Annotated in this window: 20 protein-coding genes and 1 pseudogene; 7 read left to right on the forward strand and 14 right to left on the reverse strand. The window is 62.0% G+C overall.

Features of this window, described 5'->3' with window-relative positions:
• Positions 1-11: 11 nt before the first annotated feature.
• Entirely contained in the window at positions 12-746 is a 735-nt protein-coding gene (locus QCE73_RS25875) for an SDR family oxidoreductase (protein ID WP_309884154.1), read from the reverse strand.
• A 106-nt stretch (positions 747-852) separates the two neighbouring features.
• Between QCE73_RS25875 and QCE73_RS25880 the strand changes: the two genes are divergently transcribed.
• From QCE73_RS25880 to QCE73_RS25890, 3 genes are all read left to right on the forward strand, one after another.
• Entirely contained in the window at positions 853-1,830 is a 978-nt protein-coding gene (locus QCE73_RS25880; protein ID WP_309884155.1) for a LysR family transcriptional regulator, read from the forward strand.
• A gap of 89 nt (positions 1,831-1,919) precedes the next feature.
• The gene (locus QCE73_RS25885) at positions 1,920-2,663 is read left to right on the forward strand and encodes a GntR family transcriptional regulator (RefSeq protein WP_250487709.1); all 744 of its coding nucleotides are present in this window, start codon (positions 1,920-1,922) and stop codon (positions 2,661-2,663) included.
• Between the two features lie 233 nt (positions 2,664-2,896).
• Complete coding sequence (locus tag QCE73_RS25890; protein ID WP_309884156.1) at positions 2,897-4,213, forward strand: MFS transporter; 1,317 nt, start codon at positions 2,897-2,899, stop codon at positions 4,211-4,213.
• Here QCE73_RS25890 and scpA read toward each other — a convergent pair.
• The 9 genes and pseudogenes from scpA to QCE73_RS25935 all read right to left on the reverse strand — a co-directional run bounded on the left by scpA (position 4,182) and on the right by QCE73_RS25935 (position 12,838).
• A pseudogene (gene scpA / locus QCE73_RS25895) lies at positions 4,182-6,319 on the reverse strand (methylmalonyl-CoA mutase). The gene QCE73_RS25890 and the pseudogene scpA sit on opposite strands and share 32 nt — an antisense overlap.
• On the reverse strand, positions 6,316-7,140 hold the full coding sequence (locus QCE73_RS25900; RefSeq protein ID WP_309884209.1) for a Pnap_2097 family protein: 825 nt from the start codon (positions 7,138-7,140) through the stop codon (positions 6,316-6,318). Before QCE73_RS25900 ends, scpA begins: the two are co-directional and overlap by 4 nt.
• A gap of 8 nt (positions 7,141-7,148) precedes the next feature.
• Entirely contained in the window at positions 7,149-8,438 is a 1,290-nt protein-coding gene (locus tag QCE73_RS25905) for an MSMEG_0569 family flavin-dependent oxidoreductase (protein ID WP_309884157.1), read from the reverse strand.
• A 25-nt stretch (positions 8,439-8,463) separates the two neighbouring features.
• On the reverse strand, positions 8,464-8,748 hold the full coding sequence (locus tag QCE73_RS25910) for an MSMEG_0570 family nitrogen starvation response protein (protein WP_309884158.1): 285 nt from the start codon (positions 8,746-8,748) through the stop codon (positions 8,464-8,466).
• Between the two features lie 21 nt (positions 8,749-8,769).
• Complete coding sequence (locus QCE73_RS25915) at positions 8,770-9,720, reverse strand: sll0787 family AIR synthase-like protein (protein ID WP_309884159.1); 951 nt, start codon at positions 9,718-9,720, stop codon at positions 8,770-8,772.
• Positions 9,717-10,277, reverse strand: coding sequence for an MSMEG_0567/Sll0786 family nitrogen starvation N-acetyltransferase (locus QCE73_RS25920; RefSeq protein ID WP_309884160.1), 561 nt, complete (start codon positions 10,275-10,277; stop codon positions 9,717-9,719). The genes QCE73_RS25915 and QCE73_RS25920 overlap by 4 nt, the downstream gene beginning before the upstream one ends.
• Before the next feature lie 2 nt (positions 10,278-10,279).
• Complete coding sequence (locus QCE73_RS25925; protein ID WP_309884210.1) at positions 10,280-11,350, reverse strand: MSMEG_0568 family radical SAM protein; 1,071 nt, start codon at positions 11,348-11,350, stop codon at positions 10,280-10,282.
• On the reverse strand, positions 11,343-12,350 hold the full coding sequence (locus QCE73_RS25930; protein ID WP_309884162.1) for a Nit6803 family nitrilase: 1,008 nt from the start codon (positions 12,348-12,350) through the stop codon (positions 11,343-11,345). The genes QCE73_RS25925 and QCE73_RS25930 overlap by 8 nt, the downstream gene beginning before the upstream one ends.
• Before the next feature lie 5 nt (positions 12,351-12,355).
• Complete coding sequence (locus QCE73_RS25935) at positions 12,356-12,838, reverse strand: MSMEG_0572/Sll0783 family nitrogen starvation response protein (protein WP_016348771.1); 483 nt, start codon at positions 12,836-12,838, stop codon at positions 12,356-12,358.
• A 381-nt stretch (positions 12,839-13,219) separates the two neighbouring features.
• On the opposite strand from QCE73_RS25935, the gene QCE73_RS25940 reads away from it, so the two are divergent.
• Positions 13,220-14,611 carry a PLP-dependent aminotransferase family protein gene (locus QCE73_RS25940; RefSeq protein ID WP_309884163.1) on the forward strand — a complete coding sequence of 464 codons (1,392 nt, stop codon included), beginning with the start codon at positions 13,220-13,222 and terminating at the stop codon, positions 14,609-14,611.
• Positions 14,612-14,638: 27 nt separating this feature from the next.
• Here the strand turns inward: QCE73_RS25940 and QCE73_RS25945 are convergent, their stop codons facing one another.
• Entirely contained in the window at positions 14,639-15,529 is an 891-nt protein-coding gene (locus tag QCE73_RS25945) for a LysR family transcriptional regulator (RefSeq protein ID WP_309884164.1), read from the reverse strand.
• A gap of 104 nt (positions 15,530-15,633) precedes the next feature.
• Here QCE73_RS25945 and QCE73_RS25950 point away from each other — a divergent pair, with 104 nt between their 5' ends.
• On the forward strand, positions 15,634-16,026 hold the full coding sequence (locus tag QCE73_RS25950) for a tautomerase family protein (RefSeq protein ID WP_309884211.1): 393 nt from the start codon (positions 15,634-15,636) through the stop codon (positions 16,024-16,026).
• A gap of 37 nt (positions 16,027-16,063) precedes the next feature.
• Positions 16,064-17,176, forward strand: coding sequence for an enolase C-terminal domain-like protein (locus QCE73_RS25955; protein WP_309884165.1), 1,113 nt, complete (start codon positions 16,064-16,066; stop codon positions 17,174-17,176).
• A gap of 1 nt (position 17,177) precedes the next feature.
• Here the strand turns inward: QCE73_RS25955 and QCE73_RS25960 are convergent, their stop codons facing one another.
• The 3 genes from QCE73_RS25960 to QCE73_RS25970 all read right to left on the reverse strand — a co-directional run bounded on the left by QCE73_RS25960 (position 17,178) and on the right by QCE73_RS25970 (position 19,784).
• The gene (locus QCE73_RS25960; RefSeq protein ID WP_309884166.1) at positions 17,178-17,936 is read right to left on the reverse strand and encodes an SDR family oxidoreductase; all 759 of its coding nucleotides are present in this window, start codon (positions 17,934-17,936) and stop codon (positions 17,178-17,180) included.
• Between the two features lie 62 nt (positions 17,937-17,998).
• Positions 17,999-19,516: an MFS transporter gene (locus tag QCE73_RS25965; protein ID WP_309884167.1), complete on the reverse strand. Its 1,518-nt coding sequence runs from the start codon at positions 19,514-19,516 to the stop codon at positions 17,999-18,001.
• On the reverse strand, positions 19,413-19,784 hold the full coding sequence (locus QCE73_RS25970; protein WP_187603290.1) for a tautomerase family protein: 372 nt from the start codon (positions 19,782-19,784) through the stop codon (positions 19,413-19,415). Before QCE73_RS25970 ends, QCE73_RS25965 begins: the two co-directional genes overlap by 104 nt.
• Before the next feature lie 332 nt (positions 19,785-20,116).
• On the opposite strand from QCE73_RS25970, the gene QCE73_RS25975 reads away from it, so the two are divergent.
• Positions 20,117-20,548, forward strand: a complete 432-nt coding sequence (locus QCE73_RS25975; RefSeq protein ID WP_035498297.1) for a MarR family winged helix-turn-helix transcriptional regulator — start codon at positions 20,117-20,119, stop codon at positions 20,546-20,548.
• The last annotated feature ends 198 nt before the right edge of the window (positions 20,549-20,746 follow it).

The following is a 20,746-nucleotide window of genomic DNA, read 5'->3' on the forward strand; positions in this document are numbered from 1 at the left end:
GGCGCGGCGCGTCAGAGTTGCGCAAGGCCGCCGTCGACGGCGACCTCGCTGGCGGTCATGAAGCTGCTGTCCGGCGACGCGAGAAAGGCGGCCACCGCTCCGATCTCCGCCGGATCGGCCATCCGCTGAAGCGGCGTCATCGAGGCGAAAACCTTCTGGCCTTCCTCGCCGAGCGCCTCCTTCGCGAGTTCGGTGGCCGTCGCCCCGGGCGACAGCACATTTACGCGGATGCCGGTGCCCTTCAGGTCCTCCGCCCAGGTCCGCGCGAGGTTGCGCACTGCCGCCTTGCTCGCGCTGTAGGCGCTCATTCCCGGAGCGCCCGTGGTGCCGGCGCTCGATCCTGTGAGGATGATCGAACCGCCCTCGCCCATCAGCGGCAGCGCCTGCTGGACCGTGAAGATCGAACCCTTCACATTGGTGTCGAAGGTTTCGTCGATGTGCCCGGCGGTGATCTCGCCCAGCCGAAGCTGGCTTCCCGCTCCGGCATTGGCGAAGACGATGTCGAGGGTTCCACGCTCGGCCTTCACCGCCGCATAGAGTCGAGCGAGGTCGGCCGGATCCGACACCGAGCCCTTTACCGCGCGGGCATTGGGCCCCAGGTCGGCCAAAGCGGCGTCGAGCGCTTCCTGCCGTCGGCCGAAGATGAAGACGAAGGCGCCCTCCTCGATGAAGCGCTTTGCCGCGGCGCGGCCGATGCCGGTAGCGCCGCCGGTAATCACGGCGGTCTTTCCATTCAGTCTGTTCATGTCGTGCTTCCTTCGAAACAAAAGTGACGAACACCATTCTGAGACTCTTGTTTCATGAAGCCAATTGACTGAATATCTATAAGTGCCATCTACTTATTAGATATCTATGCTCGACAACGTCACCATCAATCAACTTCGGGCCTTCGTCGCCGTGTGCGACCAGGGAAGCTTTTCCGGGGCTGCACGGGAGCTGAGGCGTGCACAGTCGGCGATCAGTCACGCGATCAACGCGCTCGAGAGTGCCTTTGATGTGGTGCTGTTCGAGCGCAATACCCGGAAAGCGACGCTCTCGGCCGCGGGCCGCAGTCTCTTGCCCGATGCTCGCGGGGTGATCTCGCGCACCGAGGAAATGAAGATGCGCGCGGCTTCGATCGCCGAGGCCGGGGTCCCACAGGTCTCGGTTGCCGTGGATACCTATTTTGCGCGTGCGCATTTGATCGAATGCCTGCGTACCCTGCAGGCGGAATTTCCGACGGTTGCAATCAATCTGCGCATGACGACGATGCAGGGCGGCGAGCGTCTGGTTCTCGAAGGCACGTGCGCGTTGGCAGTGACGATCACGGACGTGCCGGAGTTGAGCCCAGGCACCATAGAAAGGCAGCATTTATGCGAAGCGCGAATGGTGACCGTCTGCGCGCCATCGCATCCGCTGGCCGCAATCGCGGGACCGATCCCGCGGGAGGAATTTGGCCGGCACATCCAGCTCGTCGTAACCGACAATCAGCCCGATGCAGAAAAGACACAACAGGGGGTTGCCAGCGAACGCCAGTGGCGAGTCAATGACCTCGGCGCGAAGCACGATCTGCTCAGGGGAAGCCTGTGCTGGGGGCACATGCCGCATCACATCGTTGCGGGAGACCTCGTGAATGGAAGCCTTGTCGAACTTCAACGGCGCGCATGGCACATGCGCCCCCTCGCCTTCGTGGTCTCGCAGCGGCGCGGGTACTCGTTTTCCGAATGCGAGACACGGCTCGTCGAGCTCCTTGGCGATCCTCGGCGCGTGCCAAAGAATGTCAGCCAGCGCTCCGTCTCCTCCAAAGGCAAAAAAGCCCGGAGACCCGCGACGCGCGAGCGACGGTCGTAAGCCCCGAAACCAGCGAATCGTGAGTTGAATGGCGCGAACTCGTCCTGAATCCACACGGAGAGCTAGAGTTGTGGTTAACTATATGAATCATGAACACGGCCTCCTTCCACGCTAACGCCGACCTACGGCTTCCGCGCTATCAGCTGATCCGCGATGACCTCGTGCGTCGAATCGCCAATGGGGAATGGACGCCCGAGCAGGCGCTACCGACCGAGGCCGACCTTTGCGAGGCCTATGTCGTCTCGATCGGTACGCTACGCAAAGCCATCGAACTGCTCGTAGCAGAAGGCGTCGTCACGCGCACGCAAGGCAAAGGAACATTCGTGCGTCGACCGCGGTTCGATTCATCCCTCTTTCGCTTCTTTCGGTTCAAATCGGCGGACGGCCAGCCGGTCCAGCCGATCGGCAGAGTTTTGAAGCGTGAGATTGTGAAGCCGAACAAGGCGATTCGCGATGCGCTCCAAATGGAGCCGACCGAAAAGAGCATCCACCTGTCCCGAGTGCGTCTCATCGATTCGAAACCGGTTCTGCGCGAGGAAATCTGGCTCGCCCGACCCCGCTTCGATGCGTTGGCGACCCTTCCGCTCGACGACTTCGGGAACCTCATGTACCCCCTCTACGAGCGGGCCTGCCGGCAGATAGTGGCATCGGCTACAGAAACCCTGACCGTCGAACAGGCCAATCAAGAGGATGCGGCGGCACTTCACGTTGACGTCGGCAGCCCCGTAATCATGGTCAATCGAGTGGCGCTGGACTTCGCCGGAACGCCGATAGAATGGCGCACGACGCGAGGTGCCGCGACAGGGTTCCAGTATCAAGTAGAAATTCGGTAACCCTCCCTCTGGCCCGCCCAAGCGCAGGCTCCTTGACAGACAACGTTCTCCCGGCTTTACGCGCAACCCGTGCGTGCCTTTTTGCGCCTGACCGACTTATCGTTCGGGTAACACCTCATAGTTCGTCGATGTCATCCAGAGATATAAAGATATATATGTTTATATCTTGCATCGGATGCCACTGCCCGTCTTCACGAGGGGCCAGTGTCGCAGGCGACATTTCTGGGGGGTACATGGATTCGATTCCGATTTCTGAACAGCATGTGATGAGAAAGATGGCGTGGCGACTCATGCCGCTGCTCATCGTGATGTTCCTCATCGCGTTCATCGACCGGCAAAACGTCGGATTCGCAAAGCTTGAAATGGTGCAGGCATTGGGGATGACGGAGGCGGCCTACGGTTTTGGCGCATCGCTGTTCTTCATCGGTTATCTGCTGTTCGAGGTGCCGAGCACGTTGGCGCTCCACCGGTTTGGGGCGCGTACATGGCTGGCGCGAATCATGATTACGTGGGGCATCATCACGGTCTTGCTCGCCTTCACGAAGTCGCTGCCCCTGTTTTACTTTTACAGGTTCGCGCTCGGCGTAGCTGAGGCAGGCTTCTATCCTGGCGTCATCTACTACCTCACGCAATGGTTCCCGCAGAGCTATCGAACGCGGGTGCTCGGGTTCTTCACCCTCGGTAGCGCACTGGCAAACATGCTGGGTTCGCTTGTCGGTGGCCTGCTGCTTTCGCTTGGCGGCACGTGGGATTTGCAGGGCTGGCAGTGGGTGTTCATCGCAACCGGCGTTCCGGCCATTCTTATCGCCTTTGTCGCGCTGAAGTATCTGCCGAACTCGGTTCAAGTCGCGCCATTCCTCTCGCAGGCGGAGAAGGAAATCGTACTGGCAGCTTTTCAAAGGGAGGCGCCTACCGAAGCGAAGGCGTCGCATCCCTGGGCTGCATTCATCGACCCCAAGGTTCTCATGTTCGCTGCGACCTATATGCTGATGTCGACGTCACTCTATGGAGTGACCTACTGGATGCCTACACTGGTGAAAAGCTATGGCGTCTCGTCGACGGTCAACGGTCTGCTCAACATGATTCCGTGGGCACTGGCAGCCTTGCTCCTGCTGTGGCTGCCGGGCAAGCTCAAACGAGAGCGCGTTGTCCTTCGAGCGATGACCGTCGTTGCGGGCGTTGGAGTCGTTTGCTTCGCCTCAAGCCTGGTACTGCCAACCGTTTCCCTTCGCTTCATTGCACTGTGCCTGGGCGGCGCGTGTATTCCATTGCTGTATCCGTGCTTCTGGTCGCTTCCGCCGCGCTTCTTCTCGGGTGCTCGAGCCGCAGCAAGTGTTGCGGCCATCAACTGCATCGGAAATCTTGGAGGTTTCTTTGGTCAAAACCTCATGCCCTATGTCGGCAAGATCAGCGAGAGCCACACTGCGCCGATGCTTGTTCCTACTGCATGTCTTCTAGTGCTCGCGATTGGAACAGCCGTCGCACGGTCGGTCGGCGCCCGACGGCAGGCAGCAGTGATCACCGCGCAGCCGGACCTGCGTCAACCGTAGCGCTCTTCCGGTCTAGATCAGCGATGCGTCTTGGCCGGGCCGACGCACCGAAGCGGCTCGTTTCGATCAACCGCACGAGCCGCGCGACGATCTCGTGTACGGGTGTCCCCGGTCCGAAGATTTCCGCCACGCCTGTGTTCCGCAGATAAAGCGCATCTTTATCCGGCACGATCCCGCCGACGACGACCGGCGCACATACGTCTCTTTCTCCAAGCTCGCGCATGAACTGGAGCACCAGACTTCCATGCGCGCTCGCAAGCGACGAAATGCCGATCACGTCGCATCTCTCGTCCGCCGCAAACCTCGCTGCGCGCGTCGGCGAAGCGAACAGGCCGCTCATCGCAACATCGAAGCCCGCGTCCTTCAGCGCCGCCGACACCACGTTCGCGCCGCGATCGTGTCCGTCGAGTCCGAGTTTCGCCATCAGCAGGCGAGGCTTTCGCCCAGCTTCTCGGCGAGTCGCGCAACCTGTGCGCTCGCGGCGTGCCATGCCTCGTCCTTTGCGCATTGCGTTCCATACGCATTCGACGTAACACCCGATGGCTGCACATAGCGCGGCCAAACTGCTTCGAGGGCACGCGTACACTCGCCCACGGTCGCCCGCGCGCGCATGCAGTCGATCGTCAGTGCGAGCAGGTTGCCGGCATCATCGTGTGCGGCGCGAGTCAATGCCGCGAGCGTGGTGCTCACGCGATATTCGTCGCGTCGGCGTTTGACATCGGCGATTCTGCGCGACTGTTGCACGCGCACACGCTCGCCATCGATTGCGACGCATTCGGGCGCATCGTCATCGGTCTCGATTGCCGGAAAGGCGTTAGTGCCGACGATCATCCGTTCCCCCGTATCGATGCGCGCCTGCGTCGCCGCCGCGCTCGCGTGAATCTGCTGCCGAACCCAGCCCGTGCGGATCGCCTCGCGCGCGCCGCCGCCCGCCTCGATTTCATCGATCATTTCGCGCGCCCGCCCGGCGAGATCCGCCGTCAGCGATTCCATCATGTACGAGCCGGCCCACGGATCGATCACATCGCACAAGCCCATTTCGTGCTGAAGAATCAGTTGCGTGTCGCGTGCAAGTTGCGACGCCGATGCGGACGGCAGCGCAAGCGCCTCGTCATGCGCATTCGTGTGCAGCGACTGCGTTCCGCCGAACACCGCCGCCATCGCCTCGACGGTCGTACGCACGATGTTGTTATGCGTGCGTGTCGGGCTGAGCGACCAGCCCGAAGTCTGACAGTGCATGCGCAACGCGCGGCTTTTCGGCGTGCTCGCACCCTCTTGCGCCGCGATTCCCGACCACAGCAGGCGCGCCGCGCGCAGCTTCGCGATCTCCGTATAAAAGTCCGTTCCGGCGCCGAAGAAAAAGCTCAGTTGCTCGCAAACGGCATCGGCCTCCAGACCGCGCGCACGCAACGCGCGAAGATATTCGCGGGCATTCGCGAACGTGAGCGCAAGTTCCAGCGAAGCATCCGCGCCCGCTTCCTGAAAGTGATAGCCCGACACGGAAAGCGCCTTGAAGCGCGGCATGTGTTCATTCAGAAACTGCGCCACCTCCGCGACGATGCGCATCGACGGCTCCGGCGCGAACACATACGTATTGCGCACCATGAACTCCTTGAGGATGTCGTTCTGCACCGTGCCCGAGAGCGAATCCCTCGCAATGCCGCGCTCTTCGGCCGCGACGATGAAAGCGGCGAGCACCGGCAGCACTGCGCCGTTCATCGTCATCGAGACGGACACGCGTTCGAGCGCGATGCCTTCGAAAAGACGCGCCATGTCCTCGACCGTATCGATCGCCACGCCTGCGAGGCCGACGTCCGCGCGTGCTTCGTGATCGGTGGAATCGTAGCCGAGCTGCGTCGGCAGATCGAAGGCCACGGACAAGCCTTGCGCCCCGTGTGCGAGCGCCTTGCGAAACGCGAGATTCGAATCCGCGGCGTCCGCATAACCGGCGTACTGGCGAATGGTCCAGGGCTTCGACGTGTACATCGACGCATAGGGTCCGCGCACGAATGGTTGCGCGCCGGGTTGCGAACCGAGATGCCCGATGCCGTCGATATCCGCCGACGTGTAGAGCGGCTTCAATGGAACGCGTCGCGGACGGCTCATGCGCGCCTCCGTGCCTTGTGCGTGAGGACATCGGCGATCTTCCTGCCGTCGCTCGTGCGTTCGATCTCGCACCAGTGCGCCACGCGCGTCTCGTCGATGAACGCGCGCCGGAACGTCAGCCGCAAGCGCTCGCCGACATCGATGTTGCCGTGATAGTGCAGTTCGCGCGAAACCAGCGCGGGGGTATCCGCGAGACGCCAGGTCTGCCATTCCGCACGATCGACGAAGCCCTGAAAGCTCGCGAAATAGAGGAAATCCGCGCCGTTGAAATCGTTGTACGGGCACGGCAGAAACTCGACCGGCGCGCAATCCGCCGCGCGCACGCCCATTTCCGCGAGGCGCGGACCCGCTTCGCGCAGACGCAGTTCACGCGCGGCGTTCTGCATGTCGGTGATCGCCGCGTTCATCGGCGCAATGTCGCCCTTCATTTTGGCAAAGCTCGCGCGCGCGACCGAGCGGTTGTTGCGCGCCTCGGTGCGCCGCACGAAGGTGGACATCATCGACAGCGAGGCGATCGCGCCATGTTCACGCTCCACGCGATGCTCGCTGACATGCCGCGCCGCGCCGATCCGCGCAAGCTCCGTGCGAATGCGCAACGCGTCGTTCTCGCGCACGTCGTGCATGCCGTGCGCGCGCAGCCGGATCGATGTGAACGCGGCATAGGCGCGCGTGCCTTCATCGGCGACGAAGTCGCTGCCGGTGGCGTGCGCGAGCGCGCCCCAGTGCCGGTCGCCGCACTCCTTGAGCAGCCAGTTTTCGGACAGGCCCGCGTAGTTGAGTTGCGGCATGCCGGCGCGGTAAGTGTCGTCGTGGCGAGGCATCATGCTCTTCACGCACACGCAATCGACACATGATCGGGCACGTTCGAGCGCTCCGCGCAGATCGCGTCGACGATGTACTGCGCGTCGCGTGCGACGCCGGAGAAGCGTCCCGAGCCCCACGTATGCAGCCACGGGAGACCGACGAAATAGATGCCCGGAACGGCCGTCACGCCGCGCATATGCGCCGGATATCCGCGCCCGTTGAACACCGGCGCGTCGAGCCAGGCGAAGTCCGGCGTGAAGCCGATGCACCACACGATGGACGTGATGCCGCTCGCCTGCAGATCGAGTTCCGCGCGTTCGCCCGGCGGATGCCACAGCGGCTCGTACCGCGCGGCAGCCGGCGCATCGATGCCATGCTTCTCGATGAATCCGTCGATGCTCGCGTTGATGCGGTTGTACGTGTCGTCGGCATCGTCGAGATTGGCGCGCAGGTTCGGAAGAAAGCGCAGTTTTCCGTCGCGGAAGTCCTCCAGGCGCCCGAACAGTTCCATGCCTTCGGACGCGAAGCGGCGCAGGTCGATGTCGCGCCCGCCGTCGCGGCCCGTCACATAGTGATTGGTGTTGTCGCGCACGCCTTCGCGCAGCGGATGATCGGTCACCGGCATGTCGTAGTAGCGCATGTCGGCCAGCCAGTCGACGACGTCGCGGCCCCGATAGAAGCGCGCGCAACGCGGCGCCTCGCCGACCGCGAGATGCACCTTGCGGCCCGACAGGTGCAGATCTTCCGCGATCTGTGCGCCCGATTGCCCCGAGCCGACGACGAGCACCGCGCCGGGTGGCAGCGCGTCGGCGTTGCGGTATTCCGACGACTGCATCTGCACGATGCTCTGCGGCAGGCGCTCCGCCATGCGCGGCACGATCGGCGTGTGATAGCCGCCCGACGCGACGACCACCTGATCGGCTGTATATGTCCTGCGCGTGCTGTGCACGACATAGCCGCCATTGGCGTCGCGTGTTACCCGCGTGACTGCCGCGCCTTCCAGCACCGGCGCGTTCACCTTGGCGATGAACGCATCGAGATAGGCGATGATCTCGTCCTTCTTCATGAAGCCGTGCGGGTCCGGACCGTCGTATGCATGGCCCGGCAGCGCGCATTGCCAGTTGGGCGTGACGAGACAGAACGTATCCCAGCGCTGAGTGCGCCACGTGTGCGTGACGCTGTGCTTTTCGAGCACGAGATGCCCGATATTCGCCTGTTGCAGAAAGTAGCTGACCGAGAGTCCGGCCTGGCCGCCACCGATGACGATCACGCCGACATGCTCCGGCGCGGCCTGAGTGGATTCGATGTTCGACATATCCGCTTCCTCTTCGACAAATGGGTCAATCGAGCGCGAGCACGGTCACGCGCGCATCGTGCGCCTCGCTGAACCGTTGCGCGTCCTCTTCGATGCGTGCAAGCTGATCGAGCGCCGCGGAGCACGCGAAGCCGTACTTCTCGCGCACGCGCTCGGAGCCGATGCTGAGCGCTTCGCGCGAGCGCGCGACGAAGTCGCCGACGGCATAGCTTTCGCCCGCCGCGAAGTACTCGCCGACGACCGTCGAGGGCGAATAGCAATTCGCTTCCACGCCGTCCGGCCAGCGAATTCGAAAGTGCATGACAGGCATGTCCGAGCCTCCGTTATGGGTTCATCGCGCACATATGAACGGTTCCTCGCGAAAGTTCCACAGCAAGGCAGTCTCGTCGCCGCGCGTCACGACTACATCGCGCGAATCATCGACTTCACCGATCACCGCGCTCGCGAGATCGCGCCCGGCGAAACGTGCCAGCACCTCGCCGACATGCTCGCGACGCACGGAAAGCACGAAGCCGAAGCTCGGAAACGCCGTGAGCCAGCGTTCGATATCGACATCGGCGGGACGCGGCAATGCATCGAGATCGATGCGCGCGCCCATCTCCGAGCATTCGAGCAGCATCAATGCCGTGCCTAGCGCGCCCGCCATGCTGATGTCCTTCGCGGCATCGCACAGACCGTCTTCGGCGAGCGCGGGCAACAGTTCGAAGTCGGCGCGAGCGCGACCTTCGGGCGACCCTACCGATGCATTCCAGAACGGATACGGCTCCTCGAACCTGCCGCGCAGATCGACGGCCATCACGAGCGCATCGCCGGGGCGCGCATCGAAACTCGTCAAAAGCTTGCGCGCCCGTCCGACGATCGCGACCGCGAGTTGCGCGCCGTCGCTGCGCACGTTGCTGTGACCGCCGACGACCGGCACGCCATATACCTCCGATGCCGCCGCCATGCCGGCGAGCACGTCGCCCGCGTCTTCGGCATTGCCGCTCCACAGCGCATCGACGACGGCGAGTGGGCGGCCGCCCATCGCGTAGATATCGCTCACGTTCACCATGACGCCGCTGTAGCCTGCGAACCACGGCATCGCACGAACGAAATCGCTCACCATGCCTTCGATCGCGAAGAGCAAGTAACCATCGCCATCGGGGATCGCGGCGCAGTCATCGCCGATCGCCACGGATTGCGCGTTCGAAGGAAGACGCGCAAGCACATGCGAGATATCGCTCTTGTGACGAAAGCCACGACTCTCGCGCAGGCGTTCGACGAGTCCGGCGAGCGCGTTCACGGCAGCCTCCGCGCCAGCGCGACGAAACCGCTTTGCGGGGTGATGCAAGGCGGATACGCCTCGAGTTGCGCGCGCATCAGATGATGTGGGCGGCCGAAGAGCGTTTCCTCCTGCTGCGTGTCCCAGCGCAGACGGCGAAAGAGCGGCACGTTCTGCGCCTGCACATGCGCGAGAAACGTCTCGCAGCCCAGCGCATGCGCGCTCGATACGGCGAGCCGGATGAGCGTCGAGCCGATCTTGCCGTGCGAGCGGAAGGCCGCGTGCACCGCGAGCCGCGAGCCGCACCACACGCCCGGCTCCGTCTCGTGGATGCGCACCGTGCCGACCACCTGCTCCGGTATGCCTGCGACGCAACTCAGCGCGACGAGCAACTGCGCGCGCTCATCGATCTCGTCGCGATCGTCGCCGACGAACACGCCCTGCTCGATGCAGAACACCGCGCGCCGCAGCTTGTACGCTTCATCTTCTTCCCACGGCAGCGTCGCCCACTTCACGCGATATTCGACCGGCGTGTAGTCGAGCTCGAACGCATCGCCTTCGATGGCTTCGACGAACATGGTCACACCTCGTACGAAGAAAGCGACGAGCACGCGCCGCATTTGCCGCAGCCCGCCTTGATATCGGCGGAACGCATGCTCGCCTGCGCGAGCATCGCGCCGATCGGCATGAGCACCGAGCGCATGAAGTCAGGTGTGGGCGCGGGATGATCTTCGAGCGGCGTGCCGCTGATCGGCACGAACGGCACGACGAACGGATACACGCCGAGCGCAATCAGATCGCGCGCCATATCGACGATGGCTTGTGCGCTGTCACCGAGTCCGGCGAGGATGTACGTGCTCACCTGCCCGCGCCCGAACACCGCGACCGCCGCCTCGAAGGCTTCCATGTAGCGCGACACCGGCACGCTCGCCTTGCCCGGCATGATGCGCTCGCGCACCGCGGGCGTCACCGCTTCGAGATGCATGCCGAGCGTATCGATGCCGCTCGCCTTCATGCGCTCGAACCAGCGGTCGTCATCGGGCGGCTCGCACTGCGCCTGGATCGGCAGATCGACGGCTGCTCTGATCGCGAACGCGCTCTCACAGAGGATCTGCGCGCCACGATCGGGCGTCGGTGGCGTGCCGGTGGTCAACACCATATGCTTGACGCCGTCGAGCAACACGGCGGCGCGCGCCACCTCGGCGAGCTGCTCGGGTGTCTTGCGCGCGATGGTGCGTCCCGCCGCGAGCGATTGCCCGATCGCGCAGAACTTGCACGACTTGCGGCGGCTTTCGTAACGGATGCAGGTTTGCAGCACGGTCGTCGCGAGCACGTCGGCGCTGTGCAGCGTCGCGATGTGCGAATACGGCACGCCGTCGAGTGTCTGCATCGCGTAGAAGCGCGGCGCCTTCGGAAAGCTGATGCTCGCGATCGGGATCGTGTTGCGCATCAGCGCGCTGTTGCCGTTCGCGTCCGGCTGGCCCGCGACGAACGGCGAATCCCATGCCGTGCTCGTATGCACGGGCACCATGATGGTCACGCCATCGACGGTGACCGCCTTGTGATCCGATGGTCCCGCGCCGCCGCGCCGGCTGGACACACCGGCGCGCGGATCGACCAATCGCAGGCCGCTCGACTGAAGCTCAGTCATCAATTGCCGGCTCGACGCCGGCAGGTTCTCTCTTGCGCTCATCGTCGTAGGTGTCCTTGAAAGAAGTGACGGGCGTGGCGGGCCGGTCGTTGATCGCGAGACTCAGCAACTCGGGCCGCGCGTAGTGGCCGACCGAATCCATCATGCGTTTGCGCTTGGTGATGAGCGCCATGTCGAGGTCGGCGATCACCATGCCTTCGCCTTCGCGCAGCGGCTCGGCCAGATGCTGGCCTTCGGGCGAGACGATCGCCGTGTTGCAGCCGCCGCGCAGCGCGCGTTGCAGGTTCGGATCGGGCGTGATGGCTTCGATCTGCGCATCGGTCAGCCAGCCCGTCGCATTGACGACGAAGCAGCCCGACTCCAGCGCGTGATGCCGGATCGTCACTTCGATCTGCTCGGCGAAGATCGGGCCGACCAGCGAGCCGGGAAACTGGCTGCAATGAATCTCTTCATGCTGCGTCATCAGCGCGTACCGCGCGAGCGGGTTGTAGTGCTCCCAGCACGCCAGCGCGCCCACACGTCCGACGCGCGTTTCCGCGACCTTCAGCCCCGCGGCATCGCCTTGCCCCCAGATCATCCGTTCGTGGAAGGTCGGCGTGATCTTGCGGCGCTTGAGCAGCAGGCGGCCGTCGGTATCGAAGACGAGCTGCGTGTTGTAGAGGCTGCCGTGATCGCGCTCGTTCACGCCGAGCACGACCACCATGTTCGCGAGCCGCGCGTGTTCCGCGACCGCCTGCGTGACCGGACCCGGCACGACCACCGCCTGTTCGTAGAGCTTCATGTGATCCGCGCCCGAGGCAACCGGTGCGCGCACGAACGAGAAGTACGGGTAATACGGCACGAAAGTCTCGGGGAACACGATAAGCTGCACGCCTTTCGCGGCGGCTTCGTCGATGGCCGTGCAGACGCGGTCGAGCGTGCCGTTCGGGCGCTCGAAATCCGGCGCGATCTGCACGGCGGCGGCGCGCACGACGCGCTTCGTCGTCAGGGCATCGGCCATGATCGTCACACGGTCCACGTATGGATGACGAGCGCGTTCTCCTTGCGATGAAGCAACTGGAGATCGAGCACATCGAGCGGGTTGATCGGACGAATGCCTTCGATCAGCGACGCCTCGCCATGTCCGTAGAGCGCCTGCAACGCGAAGCGGCATGCGTAGACCTTCCCGCCTTCGGCCATGAACTTCTGCAGTTGCTTGTTGAAGTTGAGATGGCCGGGGAACGCTTCGTCGCCGAGCGTCGGGAAGCCGCGTTGCAGGCCGAGCGTCACACCCGGTCCGTAGAGCAGCACGGAGGTGTCGAAGCCCTTGCGTTGCAGACGCGTGGCTTGCAGCAGATTCACGAAGCCGATCGAGCCTTCGAATGCAACCGTATGAAACGTGACGAGCGCTTTTTCGCCAGGTTCGGCCTTCACGTCTTCGAATACTTTCTCTTCGTAGTCGACCAGATAGTCGCCGTTCTTGTGAAGCGGTTGATTGACTGCGGGCATGGCATTCTCCGATGTTGGGTTCACGTTTCTGCCGTCTCGTTTCATCGCGACGGCGAACGCTCAAACGCAACGGATATGCCAATGATTGGCCCGTAAAATGCAATCACTTTGCAATCAAGCAAAACGAACTTGCATGCGCGACGCGAAAAATTTTCGTGCAGGCCAATCCGGGCGGCCTTTCGCTGTCATGGGCGCGAGCCTTGCACGAGCGATGCGCGCACACTTTCAGCGCAGCCGATCCTTTGCGTGGTGCGTAGCACACCGAAGCCGTGCATAAAAGCGATCAATGCAATCAACTGCGATCAGCGCATGCGATCTCTTTTCTTTTGATTGATTTGTCATGCTAAGGTGAATCGAACCTTTGCCGAGGACATCGCGGTCATGAATCAGCCGGCGCATCACTGGATCAGAAAGCTCGAAGAGAGCAGAAAGCCCGCTTATCTGACGATTCCCGATCTGATCGAAGAGGACCTGGCAACCGGACGATTGCGGCCGCGCGATCGATTGCCCGGTCTGCGCGATCTCGCCGACCTGCTCAGCCTCAACTACACGACAGTCGCGCGTGCGTATGCGGAAGCGCGCAAGCGCGGCCTGCTCGATGCGCGCGCGGGCAGCGGAACCTTCGCACGCGGCAGGACGCAGACGTTGCCGCTCGCCGGGGGCGGCAGCGTCGAGATGTCGATGAACATGCCGCCGGAACCGCCGCTCGTGGCAGCGCGACTGCGCGCGTCGGCGGCGAGCCTGATGGAGCGTGCCGATCCGTTCCAGTTGTTGCGCTATCAGGATTTCGGCGGTACGGCAGCGGATCGCGCGGCGGGACGCGAATGGCTTCGGAAGCGCGTTGCGGATTGCGATGTCGATAACGTGCTCGTTTGTCCGGGCATTCATGGCGCGCTCGTCGCGCTGGTGTCGCAGCTTGCGCGGCCGGGCGAGATCATCTGTCTGGATTCGCTCGCCTATCCCGGGATCAAGGCGATTGCTTCGCAACTGGGCGTGCGCTTGCAGGCGCTGGCCCGCGATGACGAAGGACCGTTGCCGCATGCGTTCGAAGCGTTGTGCAAGACGGAGAAACCGGGAGCGTTCTACTGCAATCCGACGCTGCAGAATCCGAGCACATTGACCCTGACGCGGCAGCGGCGCGAAGCCCTCGCCGATGTGGCCTTGCGCTACAACGTGCCGATCATCGAAGACGAGCCTTACGGCATGTTGCCTCTCGATGCGCCCGCCACGCTCGCGGAACTCGCGCCCGAACTGACGTATCACGTGACGGGCTTATCGAAGACGCTGGGTGCGGGGTTACGCGTGGCATATCTCAAAGCGCCCACGCTGCGGCAGACGCAGCGGATCGCGGGCGCATTGCGTGCGACCACGGTCATGCCGAGTCCTTTCACCGTCCTTCTCGCGACTCAATGGGTCAACGACGGCACCGCGTCAGACGTGCTCGAAGCTATTCGCGAAGAGGCATCGGCCAGACAGGCGATCGCGTCGGACGAGCTTCGAGGCCTCGCGTTCGACGCCGACCCGCACGGGTTTCATCTCTGGCTGCCCGTGCCTTCGATGTGTGACTGGAGCGCGCCGGAATTGGCCCTGCAATTGCGGAATCAAGGCATCGGCGCGGTGGCCGGTGCCGCATTTTCCGCAGACGGAAATCCGCCGAATGCGCTGCGTTTGTGTCTCGGCGGACCTCAGAACCGGGAAGATTGCCGCGAGGCGCTAAGGCGCGTCGCCGATATGATGGGCGATCCGCATCATCTGCATATGCCGACGCTTTGAAACGTTTGGAGAATCGGGACGGAAAGCTCAAGCTTTGAACGATGCTTCCATCCTGTCTCCGAGGCGCGCCGCCGCGCGGCTGAGATTCCCGAGATGAGGCGGATGCAAAAGCCACACGTCTAGCTGAGGCGCGAAGCGTGCGACCTTCACGACTTCGAGCCGCCGCTGCCATGCACTATGAGTCAGCACACTTCGCGGAACCAGACCCAGTCCCAAGCCTGAGGCGATGAGCTGCAATTGCATTTCGCTGCCGTGCGTATCCGCTTTGACGCGCAACGCGTAGCCGGCCGCTTCGACTGCGTGTTGCAGCGCCGCCCGATAACCGCATCCTTCCGGGTTCAGGATCCATCCACCGTCCGCGATGGCGGGGAGCGCCGCACGACTCGAAACCAGCGGACGTCTTTTACTTTGCACGACGACCAGTTCGATGGTCGAGACGCGTCGGCGCACGTATGCGTCGGCGGGTTGTCTGCCCTTTGGGCTCAGAATCGCGGCGGCATCCAGTTCGCCTGCATCGAGCAGACGAAGCAGACCGGGGCTCCAGTCCGACTTGAGTGTCACGTCGAGCGCCGGAAATGCATCTCCTAGCGCGGTCAGGGCATCGAACAGGACGATATCGGCGATACCCTGCGGCAAACCGAAACGCAGCTTTCCCGAGGGATCTCCGTCTTCCCGGGTGACATTCATCAGCCGGTCGAAGGCAGCGAGCAATGGCACGGCATGCTCGTGAATGCGATGCGCAAGCGCAGTTGCACGCGGCGGTTTGGAATTGCGGTCGAGCAGTTGCGCGCCGAGTACGTCTTCCAGTCGCTGGATGCGCTTCGATACCGCCGACTGCGTCACGCACAGCTTTTGTGCGGCACGCGTCAGAGAGGCTTCCTCGACCACCGTCACGAAAGATTTCAGTTCCTCGATCATTATTCCATTCCGTCATTCAAAGCAGTCTGAATACTCGCTTTTGGAAAGCATAGATTGAGTCTAGCCTAGTGGGCGTTATCACGCACTCTCGTTTTGAGGCCACTATGCCACTCGTCCGAATCGATCTTTCGAAAGCCGCGGCACACGCCGTCGTTCAGGCTGTCAGCGACACCGTCTACGAGGCGATGACCTCGATCGCCGGCGTCCCCGCCAACGACAAGTTTCAGATCGTCACCCGACACGACGCCGACGAACTCGTCTATCCAGCCGATGGCTATCTCGGCATTTCCTACTCTCCGTCGATTGTTTTCATTCAGATCACCTGGAATACCGGTCGTTCGATCGATGTCAAGAAAGCTTTCTACGCTGCCGTCGCCAACGGCATTTCCTCGAAGACGGGACTGCGCAAGGAAGATGTCTGGATCAGTCTGGTCGAGGTCGCACGGGAGAACTGGTCGTTCGGTAATGGAGAAATGCAATACGCGCCCGCGGATTAGCCTCGCATCGGTATAAGCCCGCCAAAAAGATATCAGCATGGAGGACGACATGAAGCCACTGGAGCAATTGACCTTTCATTCGCTCGAATTGCAGCCCGTGCTGATTCCGTTGAAGCGACCAATCGTGTCGAAGGTGGGAAGCTTCTCGGACTGGCCGGTCATCGCCGTTACGCTCAGGACCAACGAAGGCGTAAGCGGATGCAGTTATCTCGAACCGTATCTCGCTCATTCGATGAAGTACATCGTATCGATCATGAGCGACCTGGCGACCAATAAGAAAGGCAAGCGCATCGCGCCTTTGTCCGATTTTCAGGCCGATCGCAAGTCTTTGAGTCTGGTCGGCTACGAAGGTCTCGCGATGATCGCCATTGCAGGCCTGGATATGGCGGCCTGGGACGCGTTGGCGAAAGCCGTGAATCTCCCGCTGGCGCGATTGCTGGGCGGCGACATCGGCACGGTGCCCGCTTATAACAGCAACGCATTGTGGCTCACCGATACCGGCAAGCTGGCCGACGAGGCGCTTGCCCTGATCGCCGAAGGAGGCTTCGGGGCAATCAAGCTCCGGCTCGGGCGCGATCGATTGCAACAGGATATCGACGCCATCGAAGCGGTCCGCCGTGCCGTGGGCGGCGACATCAAACTCATGGTCGATTTCAATCAGGGCATGAGATTCGGAGATGCGGTGCGCCGCTGCCACGAACTGGACGACTTCGGGCTCTACTGGTTCGAAGAACCCATCGCCTACGACAACATCGACGGCTATTCGGATCTGGCGGCCGGGCTCAAGACCCCGCTCTGCCTCGGTGAGAACTTCTACGGGCCGCGTGCGCTATCGCGTGCGGTCATGGCGAAGGCAGGAACCTTCATGATGCCGGACATGATGCGCATCGGCGGCGTATCGGGCTGGCTTCGCTCGGTACCCATTGCAGGCGCAATGGGCATCGACGTTTCGAGTCATCTGTATCCGGAGGTCTCCGCGCACCTTCTGCGGGTTACCGAGACAGCCCATTGGCTCGAATGGCAGGACTGGGTCGATCCGATCCTGGAGGCGCCGTTTCCTGTCAAAGACGGCCTGATCGAGATTCCAGATCGGCCAGGCACGGGGTTCGATTTCGATAAAGAGGCGCTGTCCCGTTTCGCGTTTGACTGATCTACTGCGCCGTCCATCCTCCGTCGATACGCAAGCTCGTTCCGGTGATCATCGCGGCGGCAGGAGACGCGAGATACAGCACCGCAGCAGCGACGTGATCGCTCGAGAGCAGACGGCCCATCGGGATGCGGTCGAAGACCCAGCGCTTGAACTGCTCGTTCTCGAAGAACGGCTGCGTCATCGGTGTATCGACGAACGTAGGCGCAACCGAGTTCACGCGTATCCTCGGTGCAAGCTCCACTGCGGCTGCTTTCGTGAGCCCTTCCATCGCGTGCTTCGTCATGCAGTACACGGATCGATCGGGCGCGCCCACATGCCCCATCTGCGACGATATGTTGATGATGGCGCGGTCGTCGGTTGAATCACCTTCGAGCATCTTGCGAACGGCAGCGCGCGTCGCCAGAAACGTCGCTCTGACGTTCAGGCCGATCACGAAATCCAGATCTGAAGTCTTGACGTCGGCGAGTCGCGCAGGGATGTTGGTGCCCGCGTTGTTGACGAGGATGTCCAGTCGGGGAAGTTCGCTGAACGCCCGCTCAAGTTGATCGTCTTTCAGGAGGTCGCATACGACAGGCGTGCACGCGCCACCGTTTCGATGGATGCGGACGGCGACTTCATCCAGTTCTCGCGCATCCTTGCTGAGCAGATAGACGTGTGCGCCGTATTTTGCGAGCAAAGAAGCGATGTCCGCGCCAAGGCCACGCCCCGCGCCGGTCACGACAGCGCTCTTCCCTTCAAGCTTGAAAAGTTCGTTAGACATACGTCCCCTTCGGATTTCAAATTCGGTTGATCGATTGCGTCACGACTCGGGCGTCAGTTCGGTCAGCCTTCCTGCGTCGTGCTGGCTGGAATCAGGGTCGCCGCTGACGGCGCTCTGCGCTCCTGTACGACCCTCGCGAACAGGGCGCAGACGAGCGTGATGCCTGCCGCGATCATCGCGAAGATAGCCACAGGAGTGTAGTCACCGTACTTTGCGAGCAGCGCCGTGGCGATCAGCGGCGTGGGCGCGCCGGCGAGCAGTGCGCCCAACTGGAATCCGATCGTCACCCCGCTATAACGGACTTCGGGGCTGAACATTTCGGCGAACCATGCAGCCATCGGCGAGAACACGGCCGCATGAGCAATCGTGATCACCATGATCTCGGCAAGCAGGATCATCGTCGGATTGCCGGTTCCTACCATGTGAAAGAACGGGAACGGCGCGACCACCGCGACCAGTGCACCGAAGATCACGATCTGCTTTCGACCGAACTTGTCCGATAACGCACCAAAGAGCGGATTCGTCAGCAGTTCGAGTGCGGCCGCAATCAGGATGGCGACCAGCACCGTCTTTCGCGGCAGGCCGAGATGGCTCGTCATGTAAGTCAAGCCGAAAGTAGTAAATACGTAGTACAGAATATTGTCCGCAAAGCGAAGTCCCGCGGACATCAGGATCGCCCTCGGAAATCTGCGAATCGCCTCGACGATGGGGAGCTTGACGGTCGAGTCGGAGTCGAGCACCTTCTTGAACGCAGGCGGCTCTTCGATACGGAGTCTAATCACGAGACCAACCGCGACGAGTACCGCGCTGAACAGAAACGGAATGCGCCAGCCCCACGCGAGGAACTCCGTCTCAGGCAGGCGACTCGCCAGTTCCATCCCGCCCACCGCCATACACAACCCTGCGGGAAGTCCCATCTGAGGGAAGCTGCCATAGAGGCCACGACGATTCGGATTTGCGTGCTCGACGGCGATCAGAGCAGCCCCTCCCCATTCGCCGCCTACGGCCAACCCTTGTACGATGCGCAGCAGGATCAGAAGAATCGGCGCCGCGAGTCCGATGCTGTTGTACGACGGCACAAGACCGATCAGCGTGGTCGAAATGCCCATTGCCAGCAGCGTCGTGACCAGCACGAATTTTCGTCCGACGCGATCGCCAAGGTGACCCGCGACGATGCCGCCGAATGGTCTTGCGATGAACCCAACCGCGAACGTGCCGAACGCCAGAAGCGTCCCCGTCAACGGATCGCCACCGGGGAAATACAGCTTGCCAAAAACGAGTGCCGAGGTGATGCCATAGAGAAAGAAGTCGAACCATTCAATGGCGCTTCCCATGAAGCTGGCGATGGCGATCGTCAGCATCTTCGGTGACGAATGCGCTGTCGCAGTCGAGTGTCTGGTATTCAAGCCCGCCTCCTGATGCATAGGTATGCAAATATGTATGAACTCATCGACTGTGCACTTCCCGTGCCGTCGATCACGCGTAGGGAGGATCAGGCAACTGCTGGCCGCCGCGAATGATGAACTTGGGGTTGTATTCGAGCAGGCCCGTTTCGATACGATCTTCCGGGACGCCCGCATAGTCGCTGAAAATGGCGCTCACCTTCCTGACCAGCGTGAGCTTCGCGTCGTCCGATCGACCCGCGCGAATATTGCACATGATGAGCGTGTCGCCGCCCGGTTCTCCGCCCACATAACTGCTTTCGGACGCGAGGTCATTGAAGACCACGCTGATGATTTCGAGCGGCGACTTGATGGTCTCGTTCACGGCGGTGGTGATCGCTTTGGCGATCTTGCGCTTGATGTCGACGTCCAGTCCGGCGCGCGTGTTGCAAACGATGATGGGCATTTCCGAGAACTCCTTCGAAGCTGGTTGGGGAACAAATCTTTGAGCGGCGCCGATAGTCTGTTGCATATGCATCTATATGGGCGCAGCGTATCCGAAGAAAACCGATGCGCACGACAATCGATGTTCGCCGCACCGACCCGTTATGACTGTGCTGATCTATACAGATGCATCTACAACCGATGTATATGCAACAGTCTAGTTAGAATCGATACCTCTTCAACCTAGTGAGAACCCGTACCGGCCTCTTTCTCCGGAAAGCCTGTGCCGTCTCTCGTCAGGAAGTGCTACGATAGTTGCATATACACTGATCACTCTTTCAAAAGGGATCGCCGATGTTCACCGAATGCTATTGCACCCAGTTCAGACGCTCCGCAAACGCTCTGACGAGCATTTACGACGAGGCTTTGCGCCCGGTGGGCCTGAAAATCACCCAGCACACCCTGCTTCGCGGTCTCCATCGACTTGGCTCGGCAACCTATAACGAGATCGCGGCCGAGTTATCGCTCGACAAGACTACTATTTCGCGCAACATCAAATTGCTCATCGATGCCGGATGGGTCGAGGTCTCCAGTGACGACGATGCGCGCTACAAACTGGCGAAGCTCAGCCCTGCCGGCACCCGCGTATTGAAAGAGGCTGAGCCGCACTGGCGCGCGGCGCAGACTCAGGTCGAGAAAGAACTCAGGAAGTACCTCAAGGGGCCGGCCAGAAATGTGCTTCTGGAGGCGCTCGAGACGCTGCAGAACGTTGGCGGTGAACGGTAGATTGCTCCGCCGCGTGTCGTCGATATGCATTTTCAAGGTCCCTTGATCTGATGGACCGCGTGCCGCAATTCGTCGGACAGCGACACAGGCCTTCGCGTAACACGGTCGACGTAGGCGTGAACGAAAGTGCCATGCGCGAACGACTGATCACGCTCGTTTCTGAAGAGGCTGCTCTCGGAGGTCACGCGGGTCGTCCCC

This window comes from Caballeronia sp. LZ029 (genome assembly GCF_031451275.1).
GTDB lineage: Bacteria > Pseudomonadota > Gammaproteobacteria > Burkholderiales > Burkholderiaceae > Caballeronia > Caballeronia jiangsuensis.

Bases quoted from the DNA above. Each gene is read 5' to 3' on its own strand.
- QCE73_RS25900 (WP_309884209.1), bottom strand. From the start codon at position 7,140: ATGCCTCGCCACGACGACACTTACCGCGCCGGCATGCCGCAACTCAAC.
- QCE73_RS25885 (WP_250487709.1), top strand. From the start codon at position 1,920: ATGAACACGGCCTCCTTCCACGCTAACGCCGACCTACGGCTTCCGCGC.
- QCE73_RS25950 (WP_309884211.1), top strand. From the start codon at position 15,634: ATGCCACTCGTCCGAATCGATCTTTCGAAAGCCGCGGCACACGCCGTC.
- QCE73_RS25890 (WP_309884156.1), top strand. From the start codon at position 2,897: ATGGATTCGATTCCGATTTCTGAACAGCATGTGATGAGAAAGATGGCG.
- QCE73_RS25910 (WP_309884158.1), bottom strand. From the start codon at position 8,748: ATGCCTGTCATGCACTTTCGAATTCGCTGGCCGGACGGCGTGGAAGCG.
- QCE73_RS25880 (WP_309884155.1), top strand. From the start codon at position 853: ATGCTCGACAACGTCACCATCAATCAACTTCGGGCCTTCGTCGCCGTG.
- QCE73_RS25925 (WP_309884210.1), bottom strand. From the start codon at position 11,350: ATGACTGAGCTTCAGTCGAGCGGCCTGCGATTGGTCGATCCGCGCGCC.
- QCE73_RS25965 (WP_309884167.1), bottom strand. From the start codon at position 19,516: ATGCGGGCGTCCCGGAAGATCGTATCGAAACGGGCCTGCTCGAATACA.
- QCE73_RS25955 (WP_309884165.1), top strand. From the start codon at position 16,064: ATGGAGGACGACATGAAGCCACTGGAGCAATTGACCTTTCATTCGCTC.
- QCE73_RS25875 (WP_309884154.1), bottom strand. From the start codon at position 746: ATGAACAGACTGAATGGAAAGACCGCCGTGATTACCGGCGGCGCTACC.
- QCE73_RS25970 (WP_187603290.1), bottom strand. From the start codon at position 19,784: ATGCCCATCATCGTTTGCAACACGCGCGCCGGACTGGACGTCGACATC.
- QCE73_RS25930 (WP_309884162.1), bottom strand. From the start codon at position 12,350: ATGGCCGATGCCCTGACGACGAAGCGCGTCGTGCGCGCCGCCGCCGTG.
- QCE73_RS25905 (WP_309884157.1), bottom strand. From the start codon at position 8,438: ATGTCGAACATCGAATCCACTCAGGCCGCGCCGGAGCATGTCGGCGTG.
- QCE73_RS25940 (WP_309884163.1), top strand. From the start codon at position 13,220: ATGAATCAGCCGGCGCATCACTGGATCAGAAAGCTCGAAGAGAGCAGA.
- QCE73_RS25945 (WP_309884164.1), bottom strand. From the start codon at position 15,529: ATGATCGAGGAACTGAAATCTTTCGTGACGGTGGTCGAGGAAGCCTCT.
- QCE73_RS25920 (WP_309884160.1), bottom strand. From the start codon at position 10,277: ATGTTCGTCGAAGCCATCGAAGGCGATGCGTTCGAGCTCGACTACACG.
- QCE73_RS25960 (WP_309884166.1), bottom strand. From the start codon at position 17,936: ATGTCTAACGAACTTTTCAAGCTTGAAGGGAAGAGCGCTGTCGTGACC.
- QCE73_RS25975 (WP_035498297.1), top strand. From the start codon at position 20,117: ATGTTCACCGAATGCTATTGCACCCAGTTCAGACGCTCCGCAAACGCT.
- QCE73_RS25935 (WP_016348771.1), bottom strand. From the start codon at position 12,838: ATGCCCGCAGTCAATCAACCGCTTCACAAGAACGGCGACTATCTGGTC.